The following is a 21804-nucleotide window of genomic DNA, read 5'->3' as shown; positions in this document are numbered from 1 at the left end:
GGACCGGGCAACTTTCCGCCGTTCGGTGCGTTCGATCGTCGCTCCGGGCGTCCGTCGTCGTTGTGCGAGGTAAGGGTGTCCCGCGGCCCACCGGCCGCGGCGGGCCCGGCTCCCCCCGCCAGCACGACGCGAAAGGCCGGTGAACGGCGCCATGAGCAGCCCCGCTGAGGGCCCGGCCGGGACCGTGTACCAACAGGTCCAGGCCAGCCCGGAGTTCCGGGCCTTCCGTACCCGGCTGCGCCGGTACGTGTTCCCCATGACGGCGATCTTCCTGGCCTGGTACCTGGCCTTCGTCGGACTCGCCAGCTACGCCCCCGGGTTCATGTCGATCCGGGTCGGCGAGACGATCACGGTCGGCCTGCTCGTCGGCCTCGGCCAGTTCGTCAGCACGTTCGTGATCACCACGTTGTACGTGCGGTTCGCCGAGCGCGAGATCGACGGCCCGGCCGCCGAGCTGCGCGCCCGGGTCGAGACCGGCCTCGCCGGGTCCCCGGAGGTGCGGGCATGACCGGCACCGTGCTGGCGCAGGCCGAGTCGGTCGGCAGCGTCACCGCCAATCTCGGGTTCTTCCTGCTGTTCGTGATCGTGACCCTGATGATCGTGCTCCGGGTCAGCCGCACCAACGCGACCCGCGCCGACTACTACACCGGCGGGCACGCGTTCACCGGCCCGCAGAACGGCACCGCGATCGCCGGTGACTTCCTGTCCGCCGCGTCGTTCCTCGGGATCGCCGGCGCGATCGCGCTCTACGGCTACGACGGGTTCCTCTACTCGATCGGCTTCCTCGTCGGCTGGCTGATGGCGCTGCTGCTGGTCGCCGAGCTGCTCCGCAACACCGGCCGCTTCACGATGGGCGACGTGCTGGCGTTCCGGATGCGCCAGCGCCCGGTCCGCGCGGCCGCCGCGACGTCCACCCTGGTCGTCTCGCTGTTCTACCTGATCGCGCAGATGGCCGGCGCCGGCGGACTGATCTCGCTGCTGCTGCAGATCCCGAAGGACGACTCGTTCTCGCAGTCGATGGTGATCGTCGTCGTGGGCGGTCTGATGGTCGTCTACGTGCTGTTCGGCGGGATGAAGGGCACCACCTGGGTGCAGATCATCAAGGCCGGCCTGCTGCTCGTCGGTTCCGCCGTGATGACGACGTGGGTGCTCGGCCGGTACGGCTTCGACCTGTCCACGGTGCTGGACCGGGCCACCGAGAACTCCGAGCACGGCGAGGCGGTGCTCGACCCGGGCCTGCAGTACACGAACAAGGTCGACTTCATCTCGCTGGGGCTGGCGCTGGTGCTCGGCACCGCGGGCCTGCCGCACATCCTGATGCGCTTCTACACCGTGCCCTCGGCCAAGGAGGCCCGCCGCTCGGTGGTCTGGGCGATCTGGCTGATCGGCACGTTCTACCTGTTCACGCTGGTGCTCGGATACGGCGCGATGGCGCTGCTCCCGCCGGGCACGATCTCCCGGGAGAACCAGAACGACGCGGCGCCGCTGCTCGCGTACGCGCTCGGCGGCGAGATCATGCTGGGCCTGATCGCGGCGGTCGCGTTCGCGACGATCCTCGCGGTCGTCGCCGGGCTGACGATCACCGCGTCGGCGTCGTTCGCGCACGACGTCTACGCGAACGTGATCCGCCGCGGCGACGTGACGCCGGACGCCGAGGTGCGGGTCGCCCGGACCACCGCGCTGGTGATCGGGCTGGTCGCGATCGGCGGCGGCATCATCGCCAACGGCCAGAACGTCGCGTTCCTGGTCGCGCTGGCGTTCGCCGTCGCGGCGTCGGCGAACCTGCCGACGATCCTGTTCTCGCTGTTCTGGAAGCGGTTCAACACGACCGGGGCGCTGTGCAGCATCTACGGCGGCGTGCTCATCTGTGTCGGGCTGATCGTGGTCTCGCCCGCGGTGTCCGGTTCGCCCACCTCGATGATCCCGAGCGCCGACTTCGCGGTGTTCCCGCTGTCGAACCCGGGCCTGGTGTCGATCCCGATCTCGTTCCTGCTCGGGATCGTGGGCACCTTCCTCGGCGGCACCGAGCGGTTCGCCGCCGTCCGCTACGCCGAGATGGAGGTCCGGTCGCTGACCGGTGCGGGCGCGGTCCGGGCCACCACGGCTCCGAAGGAGGAGCCGAAGCGGCAGCCGGTGACGGCCACCTCGGTCGGTGCGATCCCGACCTACCGCGGTGACGACGGCGGCCGCGCCGGGCGGGCGGTGCCGGGGATCTCGCCGGAGCGCAGGCAGCCGACCAGCAGGCAGGCCGGGGACCTGTTCGGCGGTTCCGGCGTGACCGGCGCGTACCGGCCGCCGTCGGTGCGCGGCGACGCGGCGGGCGGGCAGGGGCCGGTCCCGGCGAACGCCGGGCCGGTCGAACCCCCGCTGGACCCGAACGAGATGACGATCCCGCACGGCTCGCTCTACCGCGACGATCCACCGCGGTAGGACGCCGCCGTCTCTCACCGGGTGTTGACGGTGCAGCGTGGCAGGATGGCGGACATGTCCGAGCCGGTGCCCACCGTCAGCGTGTCCGATCTGCCCCCCGACGCCCCGATGCTGGACGTCCGCGAGCTCGACGAGTGGACGGCCGGGCACGCCCCGTCCGCCCGCCACCTCCCGATGTCCGAGCTGGCGGGGCGGGTGTCGGAGGTGCCGGGCGACGATCCGCTCTACGTGGTGTGCCGGTCCGGCGGCCGTTCCGCCCGGGTGGTGGCCTACCTGAACCAGCAGGGCTTCCCGGCGGTGAACGTGGCCGGCGGCATGCAGGACTGGGCCGCCGTCGGGCGTGACGTGATCACCGACGACGGCAGCGCGCCCCGGATCGCCTGAGGCGTTGGCGCAGCCACCGGCGCCGCCACCCTGCCCCCGGTGCGGCCGGCAGGCCGGGCCGGGGAGCGGCGCGTTCTGTCCCTGGTGCGGCCGCTACCTGTCGGCGCTGGACTGGGTGGCGACGCCACCGGATCCGGCGGCGCTGCCGGACTCGCTGCGGCCGCGCCCGCCGGACGCGGCCCCGGGCCGGTACACCGGCCCGCCGCGCTACCGCTCGGTGCCGCGCTGGGGTCTCCCGGTCGGGCCGTGGCGGATGCCCGCCGTCTCCTTCGACGGCGACCCGGCCGGCCCGTCCACCGCGCTCGACCGGGTCCGCTGGCTCGCCGGGCAGCTCGTCCCGGTGCTGTGGGTCGTGGTCGTGATGAGCCTGGTCGCGGCCGCCGCCGAGGTGTGGCGCTACGCGCTGCTGCTGGAGAGCCGATCGGACGCGCTGTCCCCGGTCGCCGTCGCCTGGTCGGACGCGATGGTCTGGTTCGGCGGCTGGTCGTCGGTCGCCGCGGTGATCGCCGCCGGGTTGCTGACGATCTCCTGGAGCCTCTGGTCCTACCGGGCGGCCGCCGACCGGGCGGGGACCCGGCCGTGGCGCAGCCGTCGCCGGATCATCGCCGGATGGCTGGTCCCGGGCTGGAACCTCGCCGCGCCCGGATCGCTGCTCGCCGAGACCGAGCACGCCGCGCTCGGGCTGCCCGCCGACCGGCGGCCCGCACCGTCGCGGGAGATCCTGGTCTGGTGGGTGCTGTGGGCGGTCTGCGTGCTGCTCGCCGGGCTGGCGCTGGTCGGCCGGTTCCGGACCGGCACCCAGGCACTGGCCGACGGGGTCGTGGTGCACGCCTGGGCCGACGCCGTCGCCGCCGTCGCCGCCTACCGGACGATCCGTGTCGTGCGGTGGATCACCGGTCTGCTGGAGCCGGAGCCGCGTGGTCCGCGGGAGCTCCTGGTGCGGACGGGCCCGGTGGCGGGTGCTCCCACGCCGGACGCTCCGGCTGCCGGGACCCGTCCGGCTGCCCAGAACCCCCTTGCTGCTCGGCCCTCGCAGTCGGATCCGCAGTCGGATCCAGCGCCGGATCCGGATCGGCGGCCGGGCTGAGCGGGGCGACCGCCCGGGACGGCAGGGTGGCCTCGACGTCGCCGCCGGATCCGGGATCCGGCCGCGCACCGGCCGTCGCCGGACCGGCGTGCGGCGCGGCCGGGCCGGTGCCGGGGTTCCGGGGTGCGGGCAGCGCGACCGCGGGCGCTCCGGCGTAACCGCGGCCGGGGATGCCCGGACCGGCGGCGGAGTCGCCGCGGACCAGACCGGCGGGGTACCACCCGCCCGGTCGGCCGGCCCCGGCAGCGCCCGGAGTGTCCGCACCGCCGGTGCGGTCCGGATCGGCCGGGCCATCGTCCCCGCCCACCCGGACCGGCCGGGAACCCGGGAGGGCTGCCGCGTGGCCGCGTGCCGCCGATCCGGTCGCGGTGCGACCGGGCGCGGCCGGGTGGCCCGGGGTTGCGGCCCCGGGCGCCGGGCGACCGGAACCACCGGCCCCGGGGTCCGGCCGGCCGGAACCACCGGCCCCGGCCTGACCGGGCACGGCCCATCCCGCGGATCCCGGCCGCACGGCGACCGACGGTCCCGCGGTGAGCGCGCTCTCCGAGACCGCGCGCAGCCGCTTCCGGACCTTCGCGACCGCCCGGTCCGATCCGCGCACGACCACCGACATCGCGAGCCGCCCACCGTGCGGGTCGGTGACGGTGTGCAGCACGTGCCGGTCCGGCCCGGCCTCCAGCACGAGCGCGATCAGGCCGCCGGAGGCGGGTGCCAGGGCGAGCCCGATCCGGACCAGCTCGGCGTGCGCGGCCCCGCGGACCTCGTCGCGATGGTCGTGCTCGGCGGGCCTGCCCAGCCCGAACCGGCCGGCCGAGGTGTCCGGCCCGCACACGTCGAGCACCATCCCGCTGTCGATGTCGATCAGCGCGGCGGACCGGATCCGGGGATCGGTGAGCAGCGGCCCGAGCACCGCGGCGAGGCCGTCGGTCCGCACCGTGACCGCATGCCAGTGACGTCCCACGCGGTCGGGCGGCTCAGCGCTGCTGGGCGGGGAAGAACGCCTGCCCGGCCTGCTGCGGTGCCCCCTGCGGCGAGGACATCGCGAACTGCTGCTCGATGACGCGCAGGTCGCGGCGGGCCATCGCCAGGTTGGCCTGGGCGCGGTTGAGCACCAGGTAGAAGAACAGCTGCTCGTCGGTGCCGCGGATGATCCGGATCAGGTGGTACTGGCTGTCCAGCGTGATCAGGATGTCCTCGATGTTCTCGCGCAGGCCGAGCTTCTGCATGACCTCGAGCTTGGTGCGCACGACCTCGGAGTTGCCGGGCGCAGCGACGTCCAGGTCGAACTCCGGGCTGCCGCCCCGCGAGCCGAGCGTCATGCCGCTGTCGAAGTCGACGATCGCGACCGCGAAGGCGCCCTTGATGTTGGCTGCCATGTCCAGCGAACGATCGATGTTGTTCATTTGCTGTGCCTCCGCACGGTGCGTGAACGCGGCCGTGTTCGATGATCGGGGAGCGGTCGCCGGGAATCTTCCGCGGGAGACGGAAAGATCTTCATCGAAATGTCCCGGCGAGGGCACAACAATAACCCTGAATCACGATACGTCAACTCTCCGTCGCGGACGGCCGATCGAGGCGGCGCAGCCCGGCCAGGATCCGGGCCATCGTGCGGAGGTCGTCGGACCAGCGGCTGCCCGGCTGGTCCGGGGGCTCCGCCGCGGTGCTCGCCGGCGGCGGTGGCTGTACCGCCGGGGCGGGTGCCCGGCGGGGGAGCGGGATCGCGACCGGCGGGAGCTGTTCGGCCTCCGGCGCGGACGGCTTGGCCGGTACCGGGACCGGGTCCGCCGGGAGCGCGAGCAGTGCCCGCCGGGCCAGCGCAAGATTGCCGCGCACCCGGTCCACCTGCAGATATGCGAGCAGCGGCGCGCCGTCGCGGTGCAGCGTGCGCACCAGGTGGTACGCCACGTCGGTACTGATCACGGCGTCGGCGAAGCGGGGCCCGGCCGCCGTCGCCATCTCGGTGCCGGCCCAGCCCAGCACCGCGGCGACCGCCCCGGGGACGCTCCCCGGGCCCGGCCCGCCGGAGCGCACCGACGGCACCGACGGCACCGACGGCACTGACGGCACTGACGGCACCGGCAGCGCTGGCAGCGGGGGCCGGGTGGCCCGCGGCCCGGCCGCCGCCGGCGTCCCGTGTGCGGCGACCACCTGGCCGGTGGCCGGGTCGGCCACGCACGCATACCGCACGCCCGGTGCCTCGAGTGCATCCCTGAGCACTTCCGACCACGATTCCACCGGGGTGATTCCAGCATGCCCGGCGGGCGCGGTCGACGGCGCACCTGCAATTCCGGAAAACGGCCCCGGAATCATTCGGGTGCGACCAACGCAATTCTTCGAACGGCCCTGCGGAATGATTCCTTCAGCTCAGTGCGCGGAGGGCCGTTCGGTCGATGCGGTGAGGAGGAGCTCCGACCAGCCGCGCATCACGAAGCGGGGGCGGCGGACCGGGTTCCCGGCCGGTGCCGCGTCCGGGAGCAGGCGCACCAGCGCGCGCAGCACCTCGGCGATCTCCAGCCGGGCCAGCGGCGCGCCGAGGCAGTAGTGCACGCCCGCGCCGAAGCCCAGGTGCGGGTTGGGTGACCGGCCGACGTCGAGCCGGTCGGCGTGCTCGCCGAACACGGCGGGATCGCGACCGGCGGCGCCGAGCAGCGTGCCGATCCGGCCGCCCGCGGGCACCCGGTACCCGGCGACCGTCGTGTCGGCGATCGCCGTCCGCTCGAACAGCTGCAACGGCGCGTCGAACCGGATCAGCTCCTCGACGGCCGTTCCGACCAGCTCCGGATCGACCACCAGGCGTCGCCACTGATCCGGGTGCCGGAGCAGCGCGTGCACCCCGTTGCCGATCACGTTCACGGTCGCCTCGTGTCCGGCCATCAGGAGCAGCGCCGCGGTGCCGACGAGCTCGTCGGCGGAGATCCGATCCCCGGAGTCGCGCACCGCGAGCAGGTCGCCGACGAGGTCGCCGCCGCCCGGGGCCCCGGTGACGGCATGCTCCGCGGCGCGCTGCACGGACGGCCTGCCCGCGGCGCCGGCGCCTCGTTCGGCGACCAGATCGCGGAGCATCGACACGAAGTCGGCCGACGCCCGTTCGGCTGCCTGTCGCGCCGCCGGACCGGGATCGGGCTCGTACATCCGCACGATCGCGTCCGACCAGTCCCGCAGCGGGGCGCGCCGGTCGTCGGGCACGCCGAGCAGGTCGGCGATCACCTGCACCGGCAGCGGCTCGGCGACCAGCCCGACCAGGTCGGCCGGCTCGCCGTCGCGCACCCGGGCGACGAGGTCTCCGACCAGTGCGGTGGCGCGGGCCCGGACCAGCGGGGCCAGCCGCTCGGTGTGCCCGCGGGCGAAGGCGGCGGCCACCAGCCGTCGTAGCCGGGTGTGCGGTTCGCCCTCCCGCTCCAGCAGCGAGTTGCGGTGCAGCAGGTTGAACGCGGCCAGCTCGGTCTCCGGCCGGGCGTCGGTCCAGATCCGGCCGAGACCGCGGTCGCGCAGCACCGCGGAGCAGGCCGCGTGGGTGACCGCGACCGGCAGGCCCAGTCCCGGGTGGTCGTGCACCGGGCCGGCGGCGCGCAGCGCGGCGTAGGCGGGGTAGGGGTCGTCGAGGAAGGCCGGGTCCGCGGCGTCGAACGGCACCGGGGCGGGACGGGACCGGGGGTCTGGCGATTCGGACGCATGCATCACCCGCTACCTTGCCGGGTGATGGGCAAGAAGACGCGCAACCGCGCCAACCGCTCCGAGACGGCCGCCGACAACCCGCGCCGGCCGTGTCCGTGCGGTTCGGGTAAGCGGTACAAGGCCTGCCACGGCGCCGGCGACGACGTGATCGTCGTCCGGCCGTTCGAGGGGCTGGCCGCCGAACCCGATCTCGTCGCGATGCGGGAGTTCCTTCCGTCGGCGACGGCGCCGCTCCCGCTGCGCACCGGCGGGCCGGTGACGCTGACGTCGGTGCTGCCCGGCGCGTCGGCCGCGCTGGTCCGCGACAACGGCGAGATCCTGCTCGGGATGCAGGTGCAGACCCGCTCCGGGGACCTTTCCGCCGATCTCGCCGGCGCGCTGGCCTGGGCCCGTTCGGCGGAGCCCGGCTCGTCGCTGCCGGTGGTCGGGCCGGACCGCCGGACCGGGGAGCGGCTGCAGGACCTGCTCGAACCGGAGACGGCGCTGGAACCGACGGTGCACGCCGACTTCGCGTGGTGGCTGCCGGGGGACAGCCCGGACCCGGAGGCGGCGGCGATGCTGGAGCGCGCCAACTCGGTGATCATGCCGACCGAGGCGGTCACGGCGCCCGGCGTGCGCGGCGCGTACTGGGTGGACACCGGCTCGAAGGCGCACGTGCGCTGGGTGCGGACCGAGGACGAGTCGTCGCTGATGGCGGCGCTGGCCCGGCTGTCCGACCAGGGCGGCCTGGAGCTCGGCGAGGACTCCCGCTACGCCGGGTCGTTCCGGGCGCACGGCCTGCTGGTGCCGGTCTGGGACGTCGACCGGGACATGCACTCCTCGGAGTGGGCCGGTCCGGCGGCCGACTTCGCCAAGCGGCTGGACGAGGCGCTGGCGGGGCTGGCGGAGAAGCCGCTGACCGATGCCGAGCACCGGGCCCGCGAGGTGCTCTCCGGGAAGCAGATCACGCTGCGGTAGCCGGCAGCGGGCCCCGGTGCCGGTGCGGCACCGGGGCCCCTGCGGACCGACGGGATCGTTCGCTCAGACGCGGCCACCGGCGACGGCCGGGGCGGTCGCGTCGGCCGCCTCGCCCCTGGCGAGCTCGCGGGCGACGAAGTCCTCGATGTGGAACAGGTCGTCGCCGGCCCGGCGGACGATGGTCAGCAGCGTGGTCATCGACGCGACCTCCTCGACCTGCTCCTTGAGGAACCACTGCATGAACTGCTCGCCGAGGTAGTCGCCCTCGTCGCGGGCGGTCCGGGCGAGCGTGGTGATCTGCTCGGTGACCTGCTTCTCCTGGGTCAGCGCGAGCGAGACGACGTCCTCGACAGAGCTGAAGTCGTTCTTGACCTCGTCGATGCCGGGGATGGTGGCCTGCAGGTCGTTGTCCAGCATGTACTGGACCATGCTCATCGCGTGGTTGCGCTCCTCGAGGGCCTGCGCGTAGAAGTGCGCGGCCAGCTGCGGGAGGTCCTGGTCGTCGAGCCAGACCGCGATCGCGGTGTACTGCTGGCTGGCGGTGAACTCGCTGCGGATCTGGTCGCGCAGCAGGGCGTGGAACTTGGTCTCGTCGGTCATGAGATCCAGGTTAGCGCCGATCACGCTTGTCTTGAGGCATTCCAGAGTTGAGGTCTGTCTCAGTTGGACAGGGTCACCTTTCTCCAGGTGAGGGGCCCTTTCCCGGTGCATCGCCTGATCTCGGCGGGGCCGCTCGGACGGGCGTGCGCCGCCGCGCGCCACCCCGTCGCACGTCGCACCCCGTGACCCGCCGAGATGCAGATCAGCGGGGTGCAGAGATCGACATTTCCCGCTGGTCTGCATCTCGGCGTGCGACGGGGTGCGAGGTCGTCACGCGGCCTACCCTTTCCGATCGTGGACCGGGCGTGGGAGGCGGAGCTGCGGTTTCGGACAGGGTCACCTTTCTCCAGGTGAAGGGACCTTTCCCGGTGCATCGCCTGAGTTCGGCGGGGCCGCCGGACGGGCGTGTTCGCGGACCGCGCCGGGTCCCGAGCCGGTCGTCAGAAGGGTCAACTCCCAGGGTCCGGAATCGACGTCGCCCGCGCGGTCGTAGCCGACCCAGCGGCCCCGGGCAGACCGGCCCGTCGGATCGACGACGAGCTGGATCGCGCCGTGGTACCGGGCGCCGCGGTAGTGGCCGTCGACGGCGGTGAACTCGGTCCAGGTGCCGGTGAGGACCTGACGATCGCGGACCAGGTCGAGCTGGACGGGGGAGTCGTTGGAGTGCGCGATGCTCGAGATCCCGACCTGGTTCTCGCCGTTCTCGAACACAGTGACGTGGTGGTGCCGCTGGATCGGGCCACGGGTCGTGCTGACGTACTGATAGCGGCTCAGCCATATCCCGGTAAGCCTGTCCTGCGCGGACCGGGTTTCGTAGACGGGGGTCAGAGCGGACACAGGTACGCCGTCGACCTGCACGGGAGCCGCTGCGGCGGCCGCCGTGCTCAGCTTGAGGAGCCACGCACGTCGCTCCCGTTCCGGCACGAGTTCGGCCCAGTGGGCGACGGCCCGGGTCAGCTCCGGCAGCTCCAGGTTCCCGACCTGCCAGGCGAGCGCCTCGACGTCGCCCGGACCGTCCGCGCCCGGCCCGTGGTCCGGGAGGTCGGCGAGCAGGTCCTGGACGGCGCACCGGTAGAGCCGGGACAGCCGGTCGATCACGTCGAGGGACGGGGCGTGCCCGGTGGGTCCCGGCCAGTTCTCCCAGGAGGAGAAGTTCTTGAACGTCCGTGGTGCCTCCGGCCAGCGCCGGGTCCACTCGGTGGCGGCATCGGCCTGGCTCCAGCCGTGGGCCAGCCGCATCGCGGCGAGCGCGCGGACGCCGAACCGGTCGCGCAGCTGCCGCGCCGTCGCCGCGGGCGTCGCACCGGCGTCGCGCAGGGAACGGGCGAACCGCAGCTGTTCGGACCGTCGGCTCATGGCCGGCGACCGTACTCCGGGCCGGACCGGGAGTACGGCTGCCTGCGACCCGGCGCCGGCGGGTGATCCGGCGGCGTCCGGCGCCGGAGGCTCACGGCGTGACCCGAGACGTGTCCGGCCTCGCCCGGCTCCTCGCCGACCATCCCGCGCTGCGTGACGCGTTGCTGCGCGAGCACGTCGCCCGGCCGGACGGCCGCTGCCGCGCCTGCGGCTCCCAGGTCGGCCTCGCGACGCGGTGGCCCTGCTCCCTGCGGTCCGCCGCCGAGCAGGCGCTGCGGCTCGCCGGGGGTCAGAACGGCAGGACGTCCACCAGCAGCGCGTAGCCGACGAACGCCACGATGTCGATCACCAGGTGCGCCCCGACCAGCGGCCACAGCCGGTTGGTCCGCTGCCAGTAGCGGGCGAAGACCAGCCCCATCACGACGTTCCCGACGAACGCCCCCACCCCCTGGTAGAGGTGGTAGCACCCGCGGACGACGGCGGCGACCAGCGCGGACCGGTTCTCCGACCAGCCCAGCTGCCGGAACCGGGTGAGCAGGTAGCCGATCATGACGACCTCCTCCGCCCAGGAGTTCGCGGCGGCGGAGAGGATCAGCACCGGGATCCGCCACCAGTCGTCGGTCAGCGTGCTGGGTGCGACGTCCGGGGTGATCCCGGCGACCCGGCCGAGCAGGTAGAGCCCGAGCCCGGGGATCCCGATCAGCGCGGCCAGCCCGAACGAGTGCAGCGTGTCGCGGCCCGGCCGGCGGCCGTCCAGCCCGACCCGGCGCAGCGCGAACCCGGCGCGCAGCAGCAGGTACGCGGCCAGCGCACCCCATCCGGCCAGCTGCAGCGCGCGGACCAGCTGGAACGCCAGGTCGATCCAGGTGTCGGTGGACGCGGGCGCGTTCAGCGCGACCTGCTGGTCGGTCAACGGGGCCGGGGCGAGCAGCGCCTCCAGCAGCGACAGCGCGCTGCGCAGCCCGGACAGCCCGAGCGTCACCGTCAGCACGACGGCGATCTCCAGGCCGATCAGCCGTCGTTCCCGCCGGTCGGTGACGACGACCGGATCCGCCGGTGCCGCCGGGTTCAACCATCCGCGCAGACCACCCGAGGTGGCCGGTGCCGTCGTCACGTGGTGATCCTCGCAGGCCCGGTGCTCCGGCCGACCGCGGTGCGTACCCTGGGTGCGTGTTGCGGTTGCTGCTGTCCCCGAAGTGGATGGCCTGGCACGTGCTCACGCTCGGTGCCATGGTCACCTGTGGCTGGCTGGCCGCCTGGCAGTGGGGCCGGGCCGGATCGGCGATGGGCTCGGCCCTGAACATCGGGTACGGGCTGCAGTGGCCGCTGTTCGCGGTCTTCTTCGGCATCATGTGGTGGCGGTTCCTGCGCCTGGAGATCGGCGACCTGCGCGCGGCCCAGGCCGCCGCGGACGAGTCCGGCACCGGCGAGTCCGGCACCGGCCGGCCCGCCGGCGGCCGATCCACTGCCGGTGAGCCCGCTGCCGGCGAGTCCGGTGCCGTTGACCCCGCCGCCGCGACCCCCGGAGCCACCGCAGTGCCCGCCGCTCCGGAACCTGCCGCCACCGCGGCCCGGCCGTCCCCGTTCACCGCGCGCCCGGCCGGCGTGACCGCACCCCCGCCCGTGGATCCCCAGCTGCGGGCCTACAACGATGAGCTGGCCCGCCTCGCGGCCCGGCAGGAGGAGGCGACCCCGTGACCGTCGCGACCGCGCTCAAGGCCTTCCGGATCTCGGCCTGGGTCACCGGGGTGGGCCTGCTGCTGCTCACCTTCTACGCCATGCCGGCGAAGTACATCTTCGGCGATCCGCGCCCGGTCGCACTGATCGGCATGGTGCACGGCTTCCTGTACATGATCTACATCGTGTGCACGCTGATCCTGGCCGAGCGGTGCCGGTGGAACCCGGTGTTCGCCGTCGTGATCCTGGCGGCGGGGACCGTGCCGGTGGCGTCGTTCTTCGCCGAGCGGCACGTGACCCGCAAGGTGCAGACCGAGCACCTCGCGGCCGCGGGTACCTGACTGACAGCAGGCTCAGGGCTGCTGCGCCGCCGGGCAGCCGACCAGCTCGGCGAACCGCTTCTGCAGCTCGGTCGGGGTCCTCGCCTCGGCCGAGAACGCCAGCCGCACGTCCTGGGTGCCGCCGCCGGACGCGGGCACCCGGACCCGCAGCCCGTACCGGTCGACGCCGATCGGCCGGATCCGCCCCGTCGCGTCGCCGGGTGCGCGCAGCGCGTGCGGCAGGTGCCTGCGCAGCGCGGCCAGCATGTCCGGGTGCGCCCGGTCCAGGTGCTCCAGCCACGCCTGCTCGACCCGGCAGAACGGGTCCGGCTCGGCGGCCGACAGCTCCACCGGTGAGACCGGCGCGCAGCCCTCGGCGTCGGAGTACACCGCCGACGACGGCTGCAGGCGCAGCAGCGTCGCGCCCCGCCCGGCGTCGAGCAGGTTCGGGTGCGGCGACCGCTCGGCCAGCCGCAGCGCCCGGTCCCGCCCCGTCCGCGGGTCGGGCTCGTGCAGGCGGCCCAGCAGCCAGAGCAGCTCGCGCACCGGCTCGGGCAACGGCACCGGGGTCGATCCGGTCAGCTCCAGCATCACCGGGAGGCCGTCGACGGCGAGCCGGGCCTGCCTGCGGACCGGATGGTCGTCGGGCAGCTGGACGTCGGTCGTGCCGTCCGGCCAGGTGTGGTGCATCAGCGGCGCGCACGGTTCCGGCTCCCCGGTCCCGACGAGCGCGGCGCGACCGCCACGGGTGACCAGGCTGCGGGCGCGCTCGGCGACGGCGGGCGTCGGGGGGCGTCGCGTGCGGGTGGTTCCCACTCTCACCTCCATTAGGTAACCCTTACCTAAACAGGTGTGAGTGTCCCCTGTCCAGTGCTGGACGCGGCGCCGTTGGACCGGCCCGGCAACCCCCGTTGTCCACCCGCCGTGACCCGACCGTTAGCGTCTGTCGACGTGATGACCGTGCCCTCGGGTTCCGCTGCCGACCCGTGGCCGATCCGGCCGCTGTTGGCTGCGCTGGTCGACGACACCAGCCTGCTGCAGCCGCGGAGCGTCGCACCGGGTGTCGACGCCGTGGTGTCGCGCTACCTCGCCGCTCGCGACGGCCACTACGGAGGCCTCGTCGGCCGGCTGGTCTGCCCCGCCTCGCAGCTGCCCGCCGTGGTCACCGAGCTGGCCCGGTCCGCCCCGAGCCGCCCCGCCGAGCTGGCGCTCGTCGTCGACACCGGCCTGGGCGCGGTCCCCAAGGCCCTGTCCACCGTGTTCTCCCGGTCCAGCCTGCTCACGCCGAGCACCGTGGAGTGCGCCGCGCCGCCGGACGTCGACGGTATCTGGCTGGAGCGCGTCTCCGAGTTCGTCCCGGACGAGGTGACGCCGGTCGTCGAACCGCGCCGCCCGGTCGACGGCGACGCGGAGGGCACGCTGGCCTGGCTGGCCGCCGTCCGCAGGGTCGCCGAGCACGGCTGCACGCCGAAGATCCGGATGGGCGGCCCGCGGCCGTCCGACGTCCCCGAGGTCGACGACGTGCACGCCTTCCTGCAGGCCGGTCTGGAGAGCGGCACCGGCGGGATCTCCGCGCAGGGCGTCGACCGGATCGTCCGCGAGGAGCCGTCCGGCTCGTTCACCCGGGGCAGGCACGGCCTGCTCAACCTGATCGTCGCGGTCGCCCGGATGACCGGGGTCAGCGCGTCGCCCGATCCGGTGCAGGACGCGCTGGAGTGCACCGACGGCGAGAAGCTCGCCCGCGAGCTGGACGAGCTGCCCCCGGCCGCCGTCGAGCAGGTCCGCGCCGTGCTGCCGCGCTGCGGCGTCGACCCGGATCCGGTGCCGATCGCCGATCTCGTGGCCCTCGGCCTGCTCGACTGAGCGCGAGCCGAGACGATGCCGAACCGCCCGCGGATCGGGTTCCTGGGCCCGCACGCCACCTTCACCGAGCAGGCGCTGCACACCCTGCCCGAGTCCCGGGACGCCGAGCTGGTGCCGCTGCCCGGCGCCCCGGCGGTGCTCGCCGCCGTCCGCGACGGCTCGGTCGACGCCGGCTGCGTCCCGATCGAGAACACCGTCGAGGGCGCGGTGCCGCCGGTGCTCGACGGCCTGGTCGCCGATCCGCCGCTGGTGGTCACCCGGGAGGCCCGGATCGCGGTCCGGTTCTGCCTGCTCGGCAGGCCCGGCGCCGACCGGGCCGGTGATCTCGCCGCGGTGCGCACGGTCGCCTCGCACGGCCACGGCATCGCGCAGACCCGCGGCTGGCTGGCCGAGTACCTGCCCGGCGCCGAGGTCCGGGTCAGCTCGTCCACCGCGGAGGCCGCCGCCCAGGTCACCCGCGGCGAGGTCGACGCCGCGGTCGCCGCGCCGCTCGCCGCGACCCGGCACGGGCTCGCCGTGCTCGCCGACGACATCGCCGACAATCCCGGGGCGGTCACCCGGTTCGTGCTGCTCACCCGGCCCGCGCTGCCACCGGAGCCGACCGGCTGGGACCGCACGATGCTCGCCGCGACCACCACGAACCGGCCCGGCACGCTGCTCGGCCTGCTCACCGAGCTGACCGTCCGCGGGATCGACCTGACCCGGATCGAGTCCCGCCCGGTGAAGGACCGGCACGCCGAGTACTGGTTCCACCTGGACTGCTCCGGGCACGTCGCCGACCCGGCGATGGGGGAGGCGCTCGCCGCCCTGCACCGGCGCTGCGACCGGCTGATCTACCTCGGCTCGTTCCCGCGCTCCGATCCGCGGCCGGAGCGGCCGGGCGGGGTCGGCAGCCCGGTGGCACCGCCCGCCGTCGCCACCGCCGACGACCACGCCGCGTCCCAGCGCTGGCTGGCCGCGATCCGCGAGGGGGCGGGCCGGTGAGCGACGACACCGCCACCGCGTTCGCCGCGGCCGGCGGCGGGATCCGGGAACCGGCCGTCCCGCCGGACGACGGCGCGGTCCGCCTGGTGCTCGTCCGGCACGGCCGCACCCCGTCGAACGTCCGGCACGCGCTCGACACCACCGTCCCCGGCCCGTCGCTGGACGAGCTCGGCCACGAGCAGGCCGCCGAGGTCGGCAGGCTGTTCGCCGGATGGCCGGTCCGCGCGCTCTACGCGTCCCGGGCCACCCGGGCCCGCGAGACGGCGGCCCCGATCGGTGCCGTGCTCGGCCTCGACGTGCAGCTGCTCCCCGGCGCGCACGAGATCTTCGTCGGCGATCTCGACAACCGGGCCGACGACGAGGCGCGGGCGGTGTTCGACGAGGTCTTCGCCTCCTGGTGGGACGGCGAGGTGGACCGGCCGATGCCCGGTGGCGAGTCCGCGCGCGACGTCTGGGACCGGTTCCTGCCGGACCTGGACGCGGTGCTGGACGGCGTCGACGGCGGCGCCGTCGTCGTGGTGAGCCACGGCGCCGCGATCCGGCTCGCGACGTTCGCGCTGCTGGGCGCCCGGGAGGACGCCGAGCGCGCGGATCCGCCCGCGACCTACGGGCGGGACCGGCCGGTCCCGAACACCGGCCGGGTGGTGCTGCGCCGGGACCCGGGCGGCTGGGCCCTCGAGCTGTGGGACCCGATGCCGGACGGCCGGACCGGGTCGCACTGACCCGGATCACAGGAACGGTGTCGCCGGGTCCTGTCCCATCAGCACCCGCCCGTGTACCTCGAGATTGGTGTTCAGGTTGAGAGCCGCGTGCAGGCTCAGCGCCTCGATGTCGCGGAACACCCGCTGGATGGGCACGTCGCCCCGGATCGACGACGCACCGCTGATGCTGTTCAGGGCCTCCACGGCGAGCCTGCTCAGCCGGACGACGTGCGCCGACTCGGCCCGCATCGCCGCGCGCTCGGCCACACCCGGGTCGCGGCGGGTGATCGCGGCGGCCCGGAGCCGCTCGGTCAGGTCGCGGGTGAGCAGTTCGGCCGCGCGGATGTTCACGGCGGCGTCGGCCACCGTGACGTGTGTGGTCTGGGCCTCGGCAACCGTCCATCCGGTGTAGGTGATCATCCGGCCCGGTGCTCGTTCGCGGAAGTGGTCCATCGCGGCCCGGGCCATCCCCAGCGGGGTCCCGGTGCTGCTGACCAGGACGAACGGGAAGAGCGCGCAGTGGTACAGGTCGGCGTCGGCGTTCGCGACGGACCGGGTGCCACCGGCGAGGGCCTCGGCCACCGGGAGCAACCGATGCTCGGGCACGAACACCGACTCGGCCACGGTGGTGTTGCTGCCGGTGCCGGCGAGCCCGGACGGGTGCCAGTCGTCGGCGATGGTGAGCTCCGACATCGGGACCAGTGCGAGCAGGATCTCCGGTGGCCCGTCCGCCGGCCCGTCGACCTGGGCGGCGACCGCGTCCCAGGTGGCGGAGCGGCAGCCGGTGTTGAACGGCCAGCGCCCGCTGAGCAGGTAGCCGCCGTCGACCGGAGTGAGCACACCGCCGGGGCTGAACACGCTGGCCACCCGGCTGTCCGGGCCGTCGGCCCAGACCTCGTCCTGCGCGCGGTCGTCGTACCGGCCGACGAAGTAGGCGCCGACGGCGTGCAACGACGTGACCCAGGACGTCGATCCGCAGCCGCGCCCGATCGCGTCGAGTACCCGGGTCAGCTCGACGAGGTCGGTCTCCGAGCCCCCGTAGCGCCGCGGGGTCGTCATTCGGAAGGCGCCCGCGTCCTGCAGGGCCCGGATGCTCTCCTGCGGGATCCGCCGGGTTCGTTCGGCCTCGGCGGCGTTCGCCCGCAACAGCGGGACGAGTTCGTCCACCGCCGCCAGGAGCGGGGTGGTCCCTGGGTGGGTCTGGGTGTCGAGTGTCGAGGACATCGGCGGCCTCCGGTTGAGAAGTGTCGCCGGACGGTAGGGCGGCTCCGGTCCGTCCGGCGAGCCGCGATCCGCCGGCACCGTCCGATTCCCGCAACGGGTCGGTCCGGACGGGCGTTGACACCGGGACTGCCCGGCGTTTCGATGACGGACACCTGTCCGATCAGCGGGCACCTTCCGCTGGGTCACGGGAAGTGGAGGGTCATGGTCGACCCGGAGGTCACAGCCGCGTGTCGTCCGACAGGTCCGCTCGCGGCCCACACCTTGCTGCGCTCCTCCGATCCGGACGAGATCCGTTCACGCGCGGTCGCCCTGCTCAACGGGCATTCGATGCGGCTGTCGGACCGCGCGGCCCGGCTGCGTGCGGACATCCGCGGTGTCCAGGTCGCCGGCCTGCGGCTGATGGCGTTCCGCTACGGCGCCGGGGTCGAGATCGGTGCGCCCCCGCTGGACGACTTCGTGACGATCCACCTGCCGGTCCGGGGCGGCTTCCGGCTGGATCACCTGGGCCGGTCGGTGGCAGCCGGTGCCGGTCGGGGCGCGGTGATCTCCGCCGTCGCCCCGCTGCGGATGGAGTGGAGCGCCGATCTGGTGTTGCTGGTGGTGCGGTTGGAGCGGGCGGCGCTGCGCGAGCGGTGGGCGGCGGTACTCGGCGAGCAGGTGGATGCCGATCTCGTGTTCGAGCCCGCCGTCGACGCCGGCTCGGCGCTTCCTGGGGCGGTCCGGGCGTTGTTCGGTGCCGTCGAGGAGTCCGGGCCCGCCGGGCTCCGGCCGACGGTGGCCGCCGAGTTCGAGCGGACGATCGGCTCACTGCTGGTGCTGGAGCACCGGCACTCGTCGTCCGAGCAGCTCACCCGGCACCTGGCGCTGCCGTCGCCGCGGGTGCTGCGGGACGCGCTGGCCCACCTCGAGACGAATCCGGACCGGGCGGTCCCGGTCGCCGAGCTGGCCCGGGTGGCCGGGGTCGGCGAGCGGACGCTGCTCGCCGTGTTCCGTGGGCACCTCGGGACGACGCCTGCCGCGCACTCCCGCCGGATCCGGCTGGACCGGGCCCGTCGCGACCTGCTCGGGGGCGGCCCGCACGCGTCGGTCACCCGGATCGCGCAGGACAACGGCTTCGCCCACGCCGGCCGGTTCGCCGCGGCCTATCGGGCCCGGTTCGGGGAGCACCCCTCGGTCACGCTGCGCCGCTGAGGTCCCGTCGGACCTGTTGCCGGGACCGTCGCCGCCGGGCCGGTCGTCCGCCTGCGCCGCGGCCGGCTGCCGGGACCGTCGCCGCCGGGCCGGCCGCCGGGGGTCGTCCCTGCCGGCTCGGCCGGGAACCTCTCACCGGCGGGCCGGCGGATCAGCGGCGCAGGGTGGTCGACGGCGACTCCCCGAACCGGGCCCGATAGGCGGCGGCGAACCGGCCGAGGTGCCCGAACCCGTGCCGCAGGGCCACCTCGGTGACCGAGCCGGTCGCCGGATCCGCCGCGGCCAGCTCGGCCCGCGCCCGGTCGAGCCGTACCCGGCGGAGGTAGGCCATCGGCGTGCTGCCGGTGTGCCTGCCGAACGCGGTGTGCAGGGCGCGCTCGCTGATCCCGGCCTCCCGGGCCAGGTCGGCGACGCCCAGCGACTCGTCGGTGCTCGACTCGATCAGCTCGAGCACCCGGGCCACCGTCCGCGGCGGCGGGCGCTCCGGTTCGGCGAACAGCGCCCGGGTGTGCCGGTGCCGATGGCCGAGCAGCAACGCCGACACCAGCGACCGTTCCGCCTCGGCGGCCACGGCCGGGGGCGGCCGCCCGCCCGGACTGGTGCGCAGCACGTGGAGCAACATCGACACGGCCGCCGTGACACCGCTGGTGCCGACGTCCAGGACCGCCTCGAACGACAGCGGCCCGGCCGGCCGCCGGCCGAGCATCCGCTCCAGCGCGGTCTCCAGCCGGCGACGGTCGATCAGCACCATGAGCTGGTACGCCTCCGGTGACAGCCGGATGGTCAGCGGGCGGTCGTAGGTGAACACGGTCGCGCGGTCCGCGTCGAGGGCGAGCGGCGGGCTGCCCTCCACCGACGAGACGGCCGATCCGGTGGACAGGAAGTTCAGCGTGACCCACGGGATGGGTGGCACGCAGGTGATCGCCACCGGGGTGCGGTAGGTGGTCGCCAGCAGGCCGATCCCGCCGACCGAGGCGAACCGCACCTGGGCGCGGAACCGTGACTCGTCGCGCACCGCCATCGCGTGCGCGCAGTCCAGCAACGCCTCGGTGCGGGTCCTGGCCCGGTGCGGATCCGGGGTGCTGAACCCGGTGCCCCGGCTCAGCCGGCGGGCGTCCGGGCGTGTCACGTCCGACGACGCCGATCCGGCCATGCTCGCCTCCATTGGCGGACATCTGTCCGATGGACGCCAGCCTGGCCAGCGAGCCCGGCTGATGTCAACGTCCGGCCCGGTGGCGGCTGCGCAGGAAGTGGATCGCCGCACAGCGGTGAACGGATCGCGGGTCCGCGACGCCGCTCGTAGCGTCGAGGCGTGGCTGTGGCAGTCGCCACACCCCCCGGCGCCGGACGGTGCCGGGGCGACCGACCCGGGGAGGCAGACACCGGTGACCGATGTCGTGGAAGGACCGGCCGTCGCGCGAGAGCTCGCGGCCGGAAGCGGATCGATCAGCTACTTCCGGTCCGGGAGCGGGCACCCGTTGCTCTTCCTGCACGCGGCCGGCGGGGCCGGGGTGTGGGGACCGTTCCACGAACGGCTGTCCGGATCGGCCGATGTCATCGCCCCCGACCATCCCGGCTGGGGCGGCTCGGACGACCTGCCCGAGCTGCGCGGTGTGGACGACCTCGTCTACCACTACCTCGACGTGCTCGACCGGCTCGAGCTGGACCGGGTCGACCTGGTCGGGGCGTCGTTCGGCGGGTGGCTGGCCGCCGAGCTCGCGGTGCACTCCCCGGAGCGGTTCCGCAGCCTGGTGCTGCTCGGCCCGGTCGGGCTGCGGATCCCCGGTCACCTGGTCGCCGACCTGTTCCTGATGACGCCGCGGCAGCTGATCGCGGCGCTCTACCACGATCCGGCGCTGGTCGAGCAGATCCTCTCGGTCGCCCCGGGGACCGACCAGATCGTCGCGACCTACCGGGAGCTGGGTTCGCTGGCCCGGTTCGGCTGGCGGCCGTTCCTGAACAACCCGCGGCTGGAGAGCAGGCTGCACCGGATCTCGATGCCGGCCCGGGTGATCGCGGCCGGCGAGGACCGGATCGTGCCGCGGGTGCACTGCGAGCGCTACGCCGCCGGGATCCCCGATGCCGAGCTCGTCGTCGTCGACGACTGCGGGCACGCGCTGTACGGGGAGCGCCCGGACGCCGTCGCCGACGCCGTCGTCACCTTCCTCACCGAGCGCGCAGGAGGCCGGTCGTGAAGTTCAACTTCTTCCACCTGATGCCCTACCCGTACCTGCCGGACGATTTCGACGACGTGGAGAAGTACCCGTCGATGTCGCTGAACTACTCGAACGCGAACTTCGACCCGGCCCGCGGCGTGCAGCTCTACCACCGCTACCTCGATGAGCTGGAGCACGCCGACGCGGTCGGCTTCGACGGCATCGTGGTGAACGAGCACCACCAGTCCGGCTACGGGATGATGCCCTCGCCGAACATCATGGCCGCGGCGCTCGCCCGGCGGACGTCGAACTCGTCGATCCTGGTCCTCGGCAACGCCATCCCGATCCGCGGGAACCCGCTCCGGGTGGCCGAGGAGGTGGCGATGCTCGATCACCTCACGAACGGCCGCCTGGTGTCCGGGTTCGTCCGCGGGATCGGGTGGGAGCACTTCGCGCACAGCGTCAGCCCGGCCGAGTCGCGGTCGCGGTTCAACGAGGCGTTCGACCTGATCCGGAAGGCGTGGACCACGCCGGGGCCGTTCGAGTGGGTGGGCGAGCACTACGAGTACCGGTACGTGAACGTCTGGCCGCGTCCGCTGCAGTCGCCGCACCCGCCGATCGCGGTGCCCGGCGCGGGCAGCCCGGAGACGATGCGCTGGGTCGCCGAGAACCGCTTCCTCTACGTCTCGGTGTACGCCCCGACCGCGGTGGTCAGGACCTGGTTCGACGGTTACCGGGGCGCTGCCGCCGACATCGGCTACGAGGTGGAGCGGGAGAAGATCGCGCTGGCGGTGCCGGTGTTCATCGGTGAGGACGAGCGTTCGGCGCACGAGGAGGCACGCCGGCACGTCGAGTGGCTGTTCCACAAGGGATTGCGGCAGAGCGCCGAGATGGTGTTCCCGCCCGGCTACATGTCCCCGCCGGCGCTGCGCGGCCTGCTCAAGGCGAACCTCAAGCCCTATCCGGAGCTGTCCTACTCCGAGCTCGTCGAGCAGGGGTACGTGATCGTCGGCGGGCCCGAGTCGGTCCGCAACCGGATCGGTGAGCTGCGCGACGAGCTCGGATTCGGCCAGATGATGACCATGCTCGCGATCGGGGACATGCCGGCCGATCTGGTGCGTCGCAACACCGACCTGTTCGCGAACGAGGTGGTCCCGCACTTCAGGACCGCACTCGCGGCGGCCGGCTGACCCGCCCCG

Annotated in this window: 22 protein-coding genes and 1 pseudogene; 14 read left to right on the top strand and 9 right to left on the bottom strand. The window is 74.0% G+C overall.

Features of this window, described 5'->3' with window-relative positions; genetic code table 11:
- Nucleotides 1-151: 151 nt before the first annotated feature.
- From ACVJO7_RS07745 to ACVJO7_RS07730, 4 genes and pseudogenes are all read left to right on the top strand, one after another.
- The gene (locus tag ACVJO7_RS07745) at nucleotides 152-508 is read left to right on the top strand and encodes a DUF485 domain-containing protein (RefSeq protein ID WP_344024116.1); all 357 of its coding nucleotides are present in this window, start codon (nucleotides 152-154) and stop codon (nucleotides 506-508) included.
- A pseudogene (locus tag ACVJO7_RS07740) lies at nucleotides 505-2097 on the top strand (monocarboxylic acid transporter); the annotation flags it as partial. The gene ACVJO7_RS07745 and the pseudogene ACVJO7_RS07740, both read left to right, overlap by 4 nt.
- Nucleotides 2098-2484: 387 nt before the next feature.
- The gene (locus ACVJO7_RS07735; protein WP_344024366.1) at nucleotides 2485-2814 is read left to right on the top strand and encodes a rhodanese-like domain-containing protein; all 330 of its coding nucleotides are present in this window, start codon (nucleotides 2485-2487) and stop codon (nucleotides 2812-2814) included.
- 4 nt (nucleotides 2815-2818) lie between these two features.
- Complete coding sequence (locus tag ACVJO7_RS07730) at nucleotides 2819-3901, top strand: DUF4328 domain-containing protein (RefSeq protein WP_491672294.1); 1083 nt, start codon at nucleotides 2819-2821, stop codon at nucleotides 3899-3901.
- 974 nt (nucleotides 3902-4875) lie between these two features.
- Here ACVJO7_RS07730 and ACVJO7_RS07725 read toward each other — a convergent pair.
- From ACVJO7_RS07725 to ACVJO7_RS07715, 3 genes are all read right to left on the bottom strand, one after another.
- Nucleotides 4876-5304: a hypothetical protein gene (locus ACVJO7_RS07725; RefSeq protein WP_344024122.1), complete on the bottom strand. Its 429-nt coding sequence runs from the start codon at nucleotides 5302-5304 to the stop codon at nucleotides 4876-4878.
- Nucleotides 5305-5446: 142 nt separating this feature from the next.
- Nucleotides 5447-6073, bottom strand: coding sequence for a hypothetical protein (locus ACVJO7_RS07720; protein ID WP_491672293.1), 627 nt, complete (start codon nucleotides 6071-6073; stop codon nucleotides 5447-5449).
- A gap of 192 nt (nucleotides 6074-6265) precedes the next feature.
- A complete protein-coding gene (locus tag ACVJO7_RS07715) occupies nucleotides 6266-7579 on the bottom strand; it encodes a cytochrome P450 (RefSeq protein WP_491672292.1) in 1314 nt (437 codons plus the stop codon).
- Between the two features lie 21 nt (nucleotides 7580-7600).
- Between ACVJO7_RS07715 and ACVJO7_RS07710 the strand changes: the two genes are divergently transcribed.
- Nucleotides 7601-8533: a DUF5926 family protein gene (locus tag ACVJO7_RS07710; RefSeq protein ID WP_344024128.1), complete on the top strand. Its 933-nt coding sequence runs from the start codon at nucleotides 7601-7603 to the stop codon at nucleotides 8531-8533.
- Nucleotides 8534-8596: 63 nt separating this feature from the next.
- On the opposite strand, the gene ACVJO7_RS07705 is transcribed toward ACVJO7_RS07710, so the two are convergent.
- A complete protein-coding gene (locus ACVJO7_RS07705; RefSeq protein ID WP_344024130.1) occupies nucleotides 8597-9133 on the bottom strand; it encodes a ferritin in 537 nt (178 codons plus the stop codon).
- Nucleotides 9134-9469: 336 nt separating this feature from the next.
- Complete coding sequence (locus ACVJO7_RS07700) at nucleotides 9470-10489, bottom strand: hypothetical protein (protein ID WP_491672291.1); 1020 nt, start codon at nucleotides 10487-10489, stop codon at nucleotides 9470-9472.
- A gap of 98 nt (nucleotides 10490-10587) precedes the next feature.
- Here ACVJO7_RS07700 and ACVJO7_RS07695 point away from each other — a divergent pair, with 98 nt between their 5' ends.
- On the top strand, nucleotides 10588-10812 hold the full coding sequence (locus ACVJO7_RS07695; protein WP_491672290.1) for a hypothetical protein: 225 nt from the start codon (nucleotides 10588-10590) through the stop codon (nucleotides 10810-10812).
- Here ACVJO7_RS07695 and ACVJO7_RS07690 read toward each other — a convergent pair.
- Nucleotides 10779-11603 (bottom strand): CPBP family intramembrane glutamic endopeptidase, encoded by an 825-nt coding sequence (locus ACVJO7_RS07690; RefSeq protein ID WP_344024136.1) that lies wholly within the window; start codon nucleotides 11601-11603, stop codon nucleotides 10779-10781. The genes ACVJO7_RS07695 and ACVJO7_RS07690 overlap by 34 nt on opposite strands.
- Before the next feature lie 56 nt (nucleotides 11604-11659).
- Here ACVJO7_RS07690 and ACVJO7_RS07685 point away from each other — a divergent pair, with 56 nt between their 5' ends.
- Together ACVJO7_RS07685 and ACVJO7_RS07680 are read left to right on the top strand one after the other, a co-directional pair.
- A complete protein-coding gene (locus ACVJO7_RS07685) occupies nucleotides 11660-12187 on the top strand; it encodes a hypothetical protein (protein WP_491672289.1) in 528 nt (175 codons plus the stop codon).
- Entirely contained in the window at nucleotides 12184-12507 is a 324-nt protein-coding gene (locus tag ACVJO7_RS07680; protein ID WP_344024140.1) for a DUF3817 domain-containing protein, read from the top strand. Before ACVJO7_RS07685 ends, ACVJO7_RS07680 begins: the two co-directional genes overlap by 4 nt.
- Before the next feature lie 12 nt (nucleotides 12508-12519).
- On the opposite strand, the gene ACVJO7_RS07675 is transcribed toward ACVJO7_RS07680, so the two are convergent.
- Nucleotides 12520-13302: a DUF2470 domain-containing protein gene (locus ACVJO7_RS07675; RefSeq protein ID WP_491672288.1), complete on the bottom strand. Its 783-nt coding sequence runs from the start codon at nucleotides 13300-13302 to the stop codon at nucleotides 12520-12522.
- A gap of 138 nt (nucleotides 13303-13440) precedes the next feature.
- On the opposite strand from ACVJO7_RS07675, the gene ACVJO7_RS07670 reads away from it, so the two are divergent.
- From ACVJO7_RS07670 to ACVJO7_RS07660, 3 genes are read left to right on the top strand one after another with little or no spacing between them, the layout of a single operon-like run.
- Entirely contained in the window at nucleotides 13441-14349 is a 909-nt protein-coding gene (locus ACVJO7_RS07670; RefSeq protein WP_344024144.1) for a hypothetical protein, read from the top strand.
- Nucleotides 14350-14364: 15 nt separating this feature from the next.
- Nucleotides 14365-15333 (top strand): prephenate dehydratase, encoded by a 969-nt coding sequence (gene pheA, locus ACVJO7_RS07665; protein WP_491672287.1) that lies wholly within the window; start codon nucleotides 14365-14367, stop codon nucleotides 15331-15333.
- Entirely contained in the window at nucleotides 15330-16055 is a 726-nt protein-coding gene (locus ACVJO7_RS07660; RefSeq protein ID WP_491672286.1) for a histidine phosphatase family protein, read from the top strand. The genes pheA and ACVJO7_RS07660 overlap by 4 nt, the downstream gene beginning before the upstream one ends.
- 6 nt (nucleotides 16056-16061) lie before the next feature.
- Here ACVJO7_RS07660 and ACVJO7_RS07655 read toward each other — a convergent pair whose 3' ends face one another.
- The gene (locus tag ACVJO7_RS07655) at nucleotides 16062-17258 is read right to left on the bottom strand and encodes an acyl-CoA dehydrogenase family protein (RefSeq protein WP_491672285.1); all 1197 of its coding nucleotides are present in this window, start codon (nucleotides 17256-17258) and stop codon (nucleotides 16062-16064) included.
- Nucleotides 17259-17519: 261 nt separating this feature from the next.
- Here ACVJO7_RS07655 and ACVJO7_RS07650 point away from each other — a divergent pair, with 261 nt between their 5' ends.
- Entirely contained in the window at nucleotides 17520-18449 is a 930-nt protein-coding gene (locus ACVJO7_RS07650) for an AraC family transcriptional regulator (protein WP_491672284.1), read from the top strand.
- Nucleotides 18450-18600: 151 nt separating this feature from the next.
- On the opposite strand, the gene ACVJO7_RS07645 is transcribed toward ACVJO7_RS07650, so the two are convergent.
- The gene (locus tag ACVJO7_RS07645; RefSeq protein ID WP_491672283.1) at nucleotides 18601-19602 is read right to left on the bottom strand and encodes an AraC-like ligand-binding domain-containing protein; all 1002 of its coding nucleotides are present in this window, start codon (nucleotides 19600-19602) and stop codon (nucleotides 18601-18603) included.
- Between the two features lie 232 nt (nucleotides 19603-19834).
- Between ACVJO7_RS07645 and ACVJO7_RS07640 the strand changes: the two genes are divergently transcribed.
- Both ACVJO7_RS07640 and ACVJO7_RS07635 read left to right on the top strand, forming a co-directional pair.
- On the top strand, nucleotides 19835-20644 hold the full coding sequence (locus ACVJO7_RS07640; protein ID WP_491672282.1) for an alpha/beta fold hydrolase: 810 nt from the start codon (nucleotides 19835-19837) through the stop codon (nucleotides 20642-20644).
- Nucleotides 20641-21795: an LLM class flavin-dependent oxidoreductase gene (locus ACVJO7_RS07635; RefSeq protein WP_491672281.1), complete on the top strand. Its 1155-nt coding sequence runs from the start codon at nucleotides 20641-20643 to the stop codon at nucleotides 21793-21795. Before ACVJO7_RS07640 ends, ACVJO7_RS07635 begins: the two co-directional genes overlap by 4 nt.
- The last annotated feature ends 9 nt before the right edge of the window (nucleotides 21796-21804 follow it).

The organism is Pseudonocardia sp. DxW, assembly GCF_058448985.1.
The sequence above is the reverse complement of the archived record's forward strand: the minus strand, read 5'-3'. Positions and strand labels throughout refer to the sequence as shown.

Bases quoted from the DNA above. Each gene is read 5' to 3' on its own strand.
- ACVJO7_RS07745 (WP_344024116.1), top strand. From the start codon at position 152: ATGAGCAGCCCCGCTGAGGGCCCGGCCGGGACCGTGTACCAACAGGTC.
- ACVJO7_RS07735 (WP_344024366.1), top strand. From the start codon at position 2,485: ATGTCCGAGCCGGTGCCCACCGTCAGCGTGTCCGATCTGCCCCCCGAC.
- ACVJO7_RS07725 (WP_344024122.1), bottom strand. From the start codon at position 5,304: ATGAACAACATCGATCGTTCGCTGGACATGGCAGCCAACATCAAGGGC.
- ACVJO7_RS07715 (WP_491672292.1), bottom strand. From the start codon at position 7,579: ATGCATGCGTCCGAATCGCCAGACCCCCGGTCCCGTCCCGCCCCGGTG.
- ACVJO7_RS07710 (WP_344024128.1), top strand. From the start codon at position 7,601: ATGGGCAAGAAGACGCGCAACCGCGCCAACCGCTCCGAGACGGCCGCC.
- ACVJO7_RS07705 (WP_344024130.1), bottom strand. From the start codon at position 9,133: ATGACCGACGAGACCAAGTTCCACGCCCTGCTGCGCGACCAGATCCGC.
- ACVJO7_RS07700 (WP_491672291.1), bottom strand. From the start codon at position 10,489: ATGAGCCGACGGTCCGAACAGCTGCGGTTCGCCCGTTCCCTGCGCGAC.
- ACVJO7_RS07670 (WP_344024144.1), top strand. From the start codon at position 13,441: ATGACCGTGCCCTCGGGTTCCGCTGCCGACCCGTGGCCGATCCGGCCG.
- pheA (WP_491672287.1), top strand. From the start codon at position 14,365: ATGCCGAACCGCCCGCGGATCGGGTTCCTGGGCCCGCACGCCACCTTC.
- ACVJO7_RS07655 (WP_491672285.1), bottom strand. From the start codon at position 17,258: ATGTCCTCGACACTCGACACCCAGACCCACCCAGGGACCACCCCGCTC.
- ACVJO7_RS07645 (WP_491672283.1), bottom strand. From the start codon at position 19,602: ATGGCCGGATCGGCGTCGTCGGACGTGACACGCCCGGACGCCCGCCGG.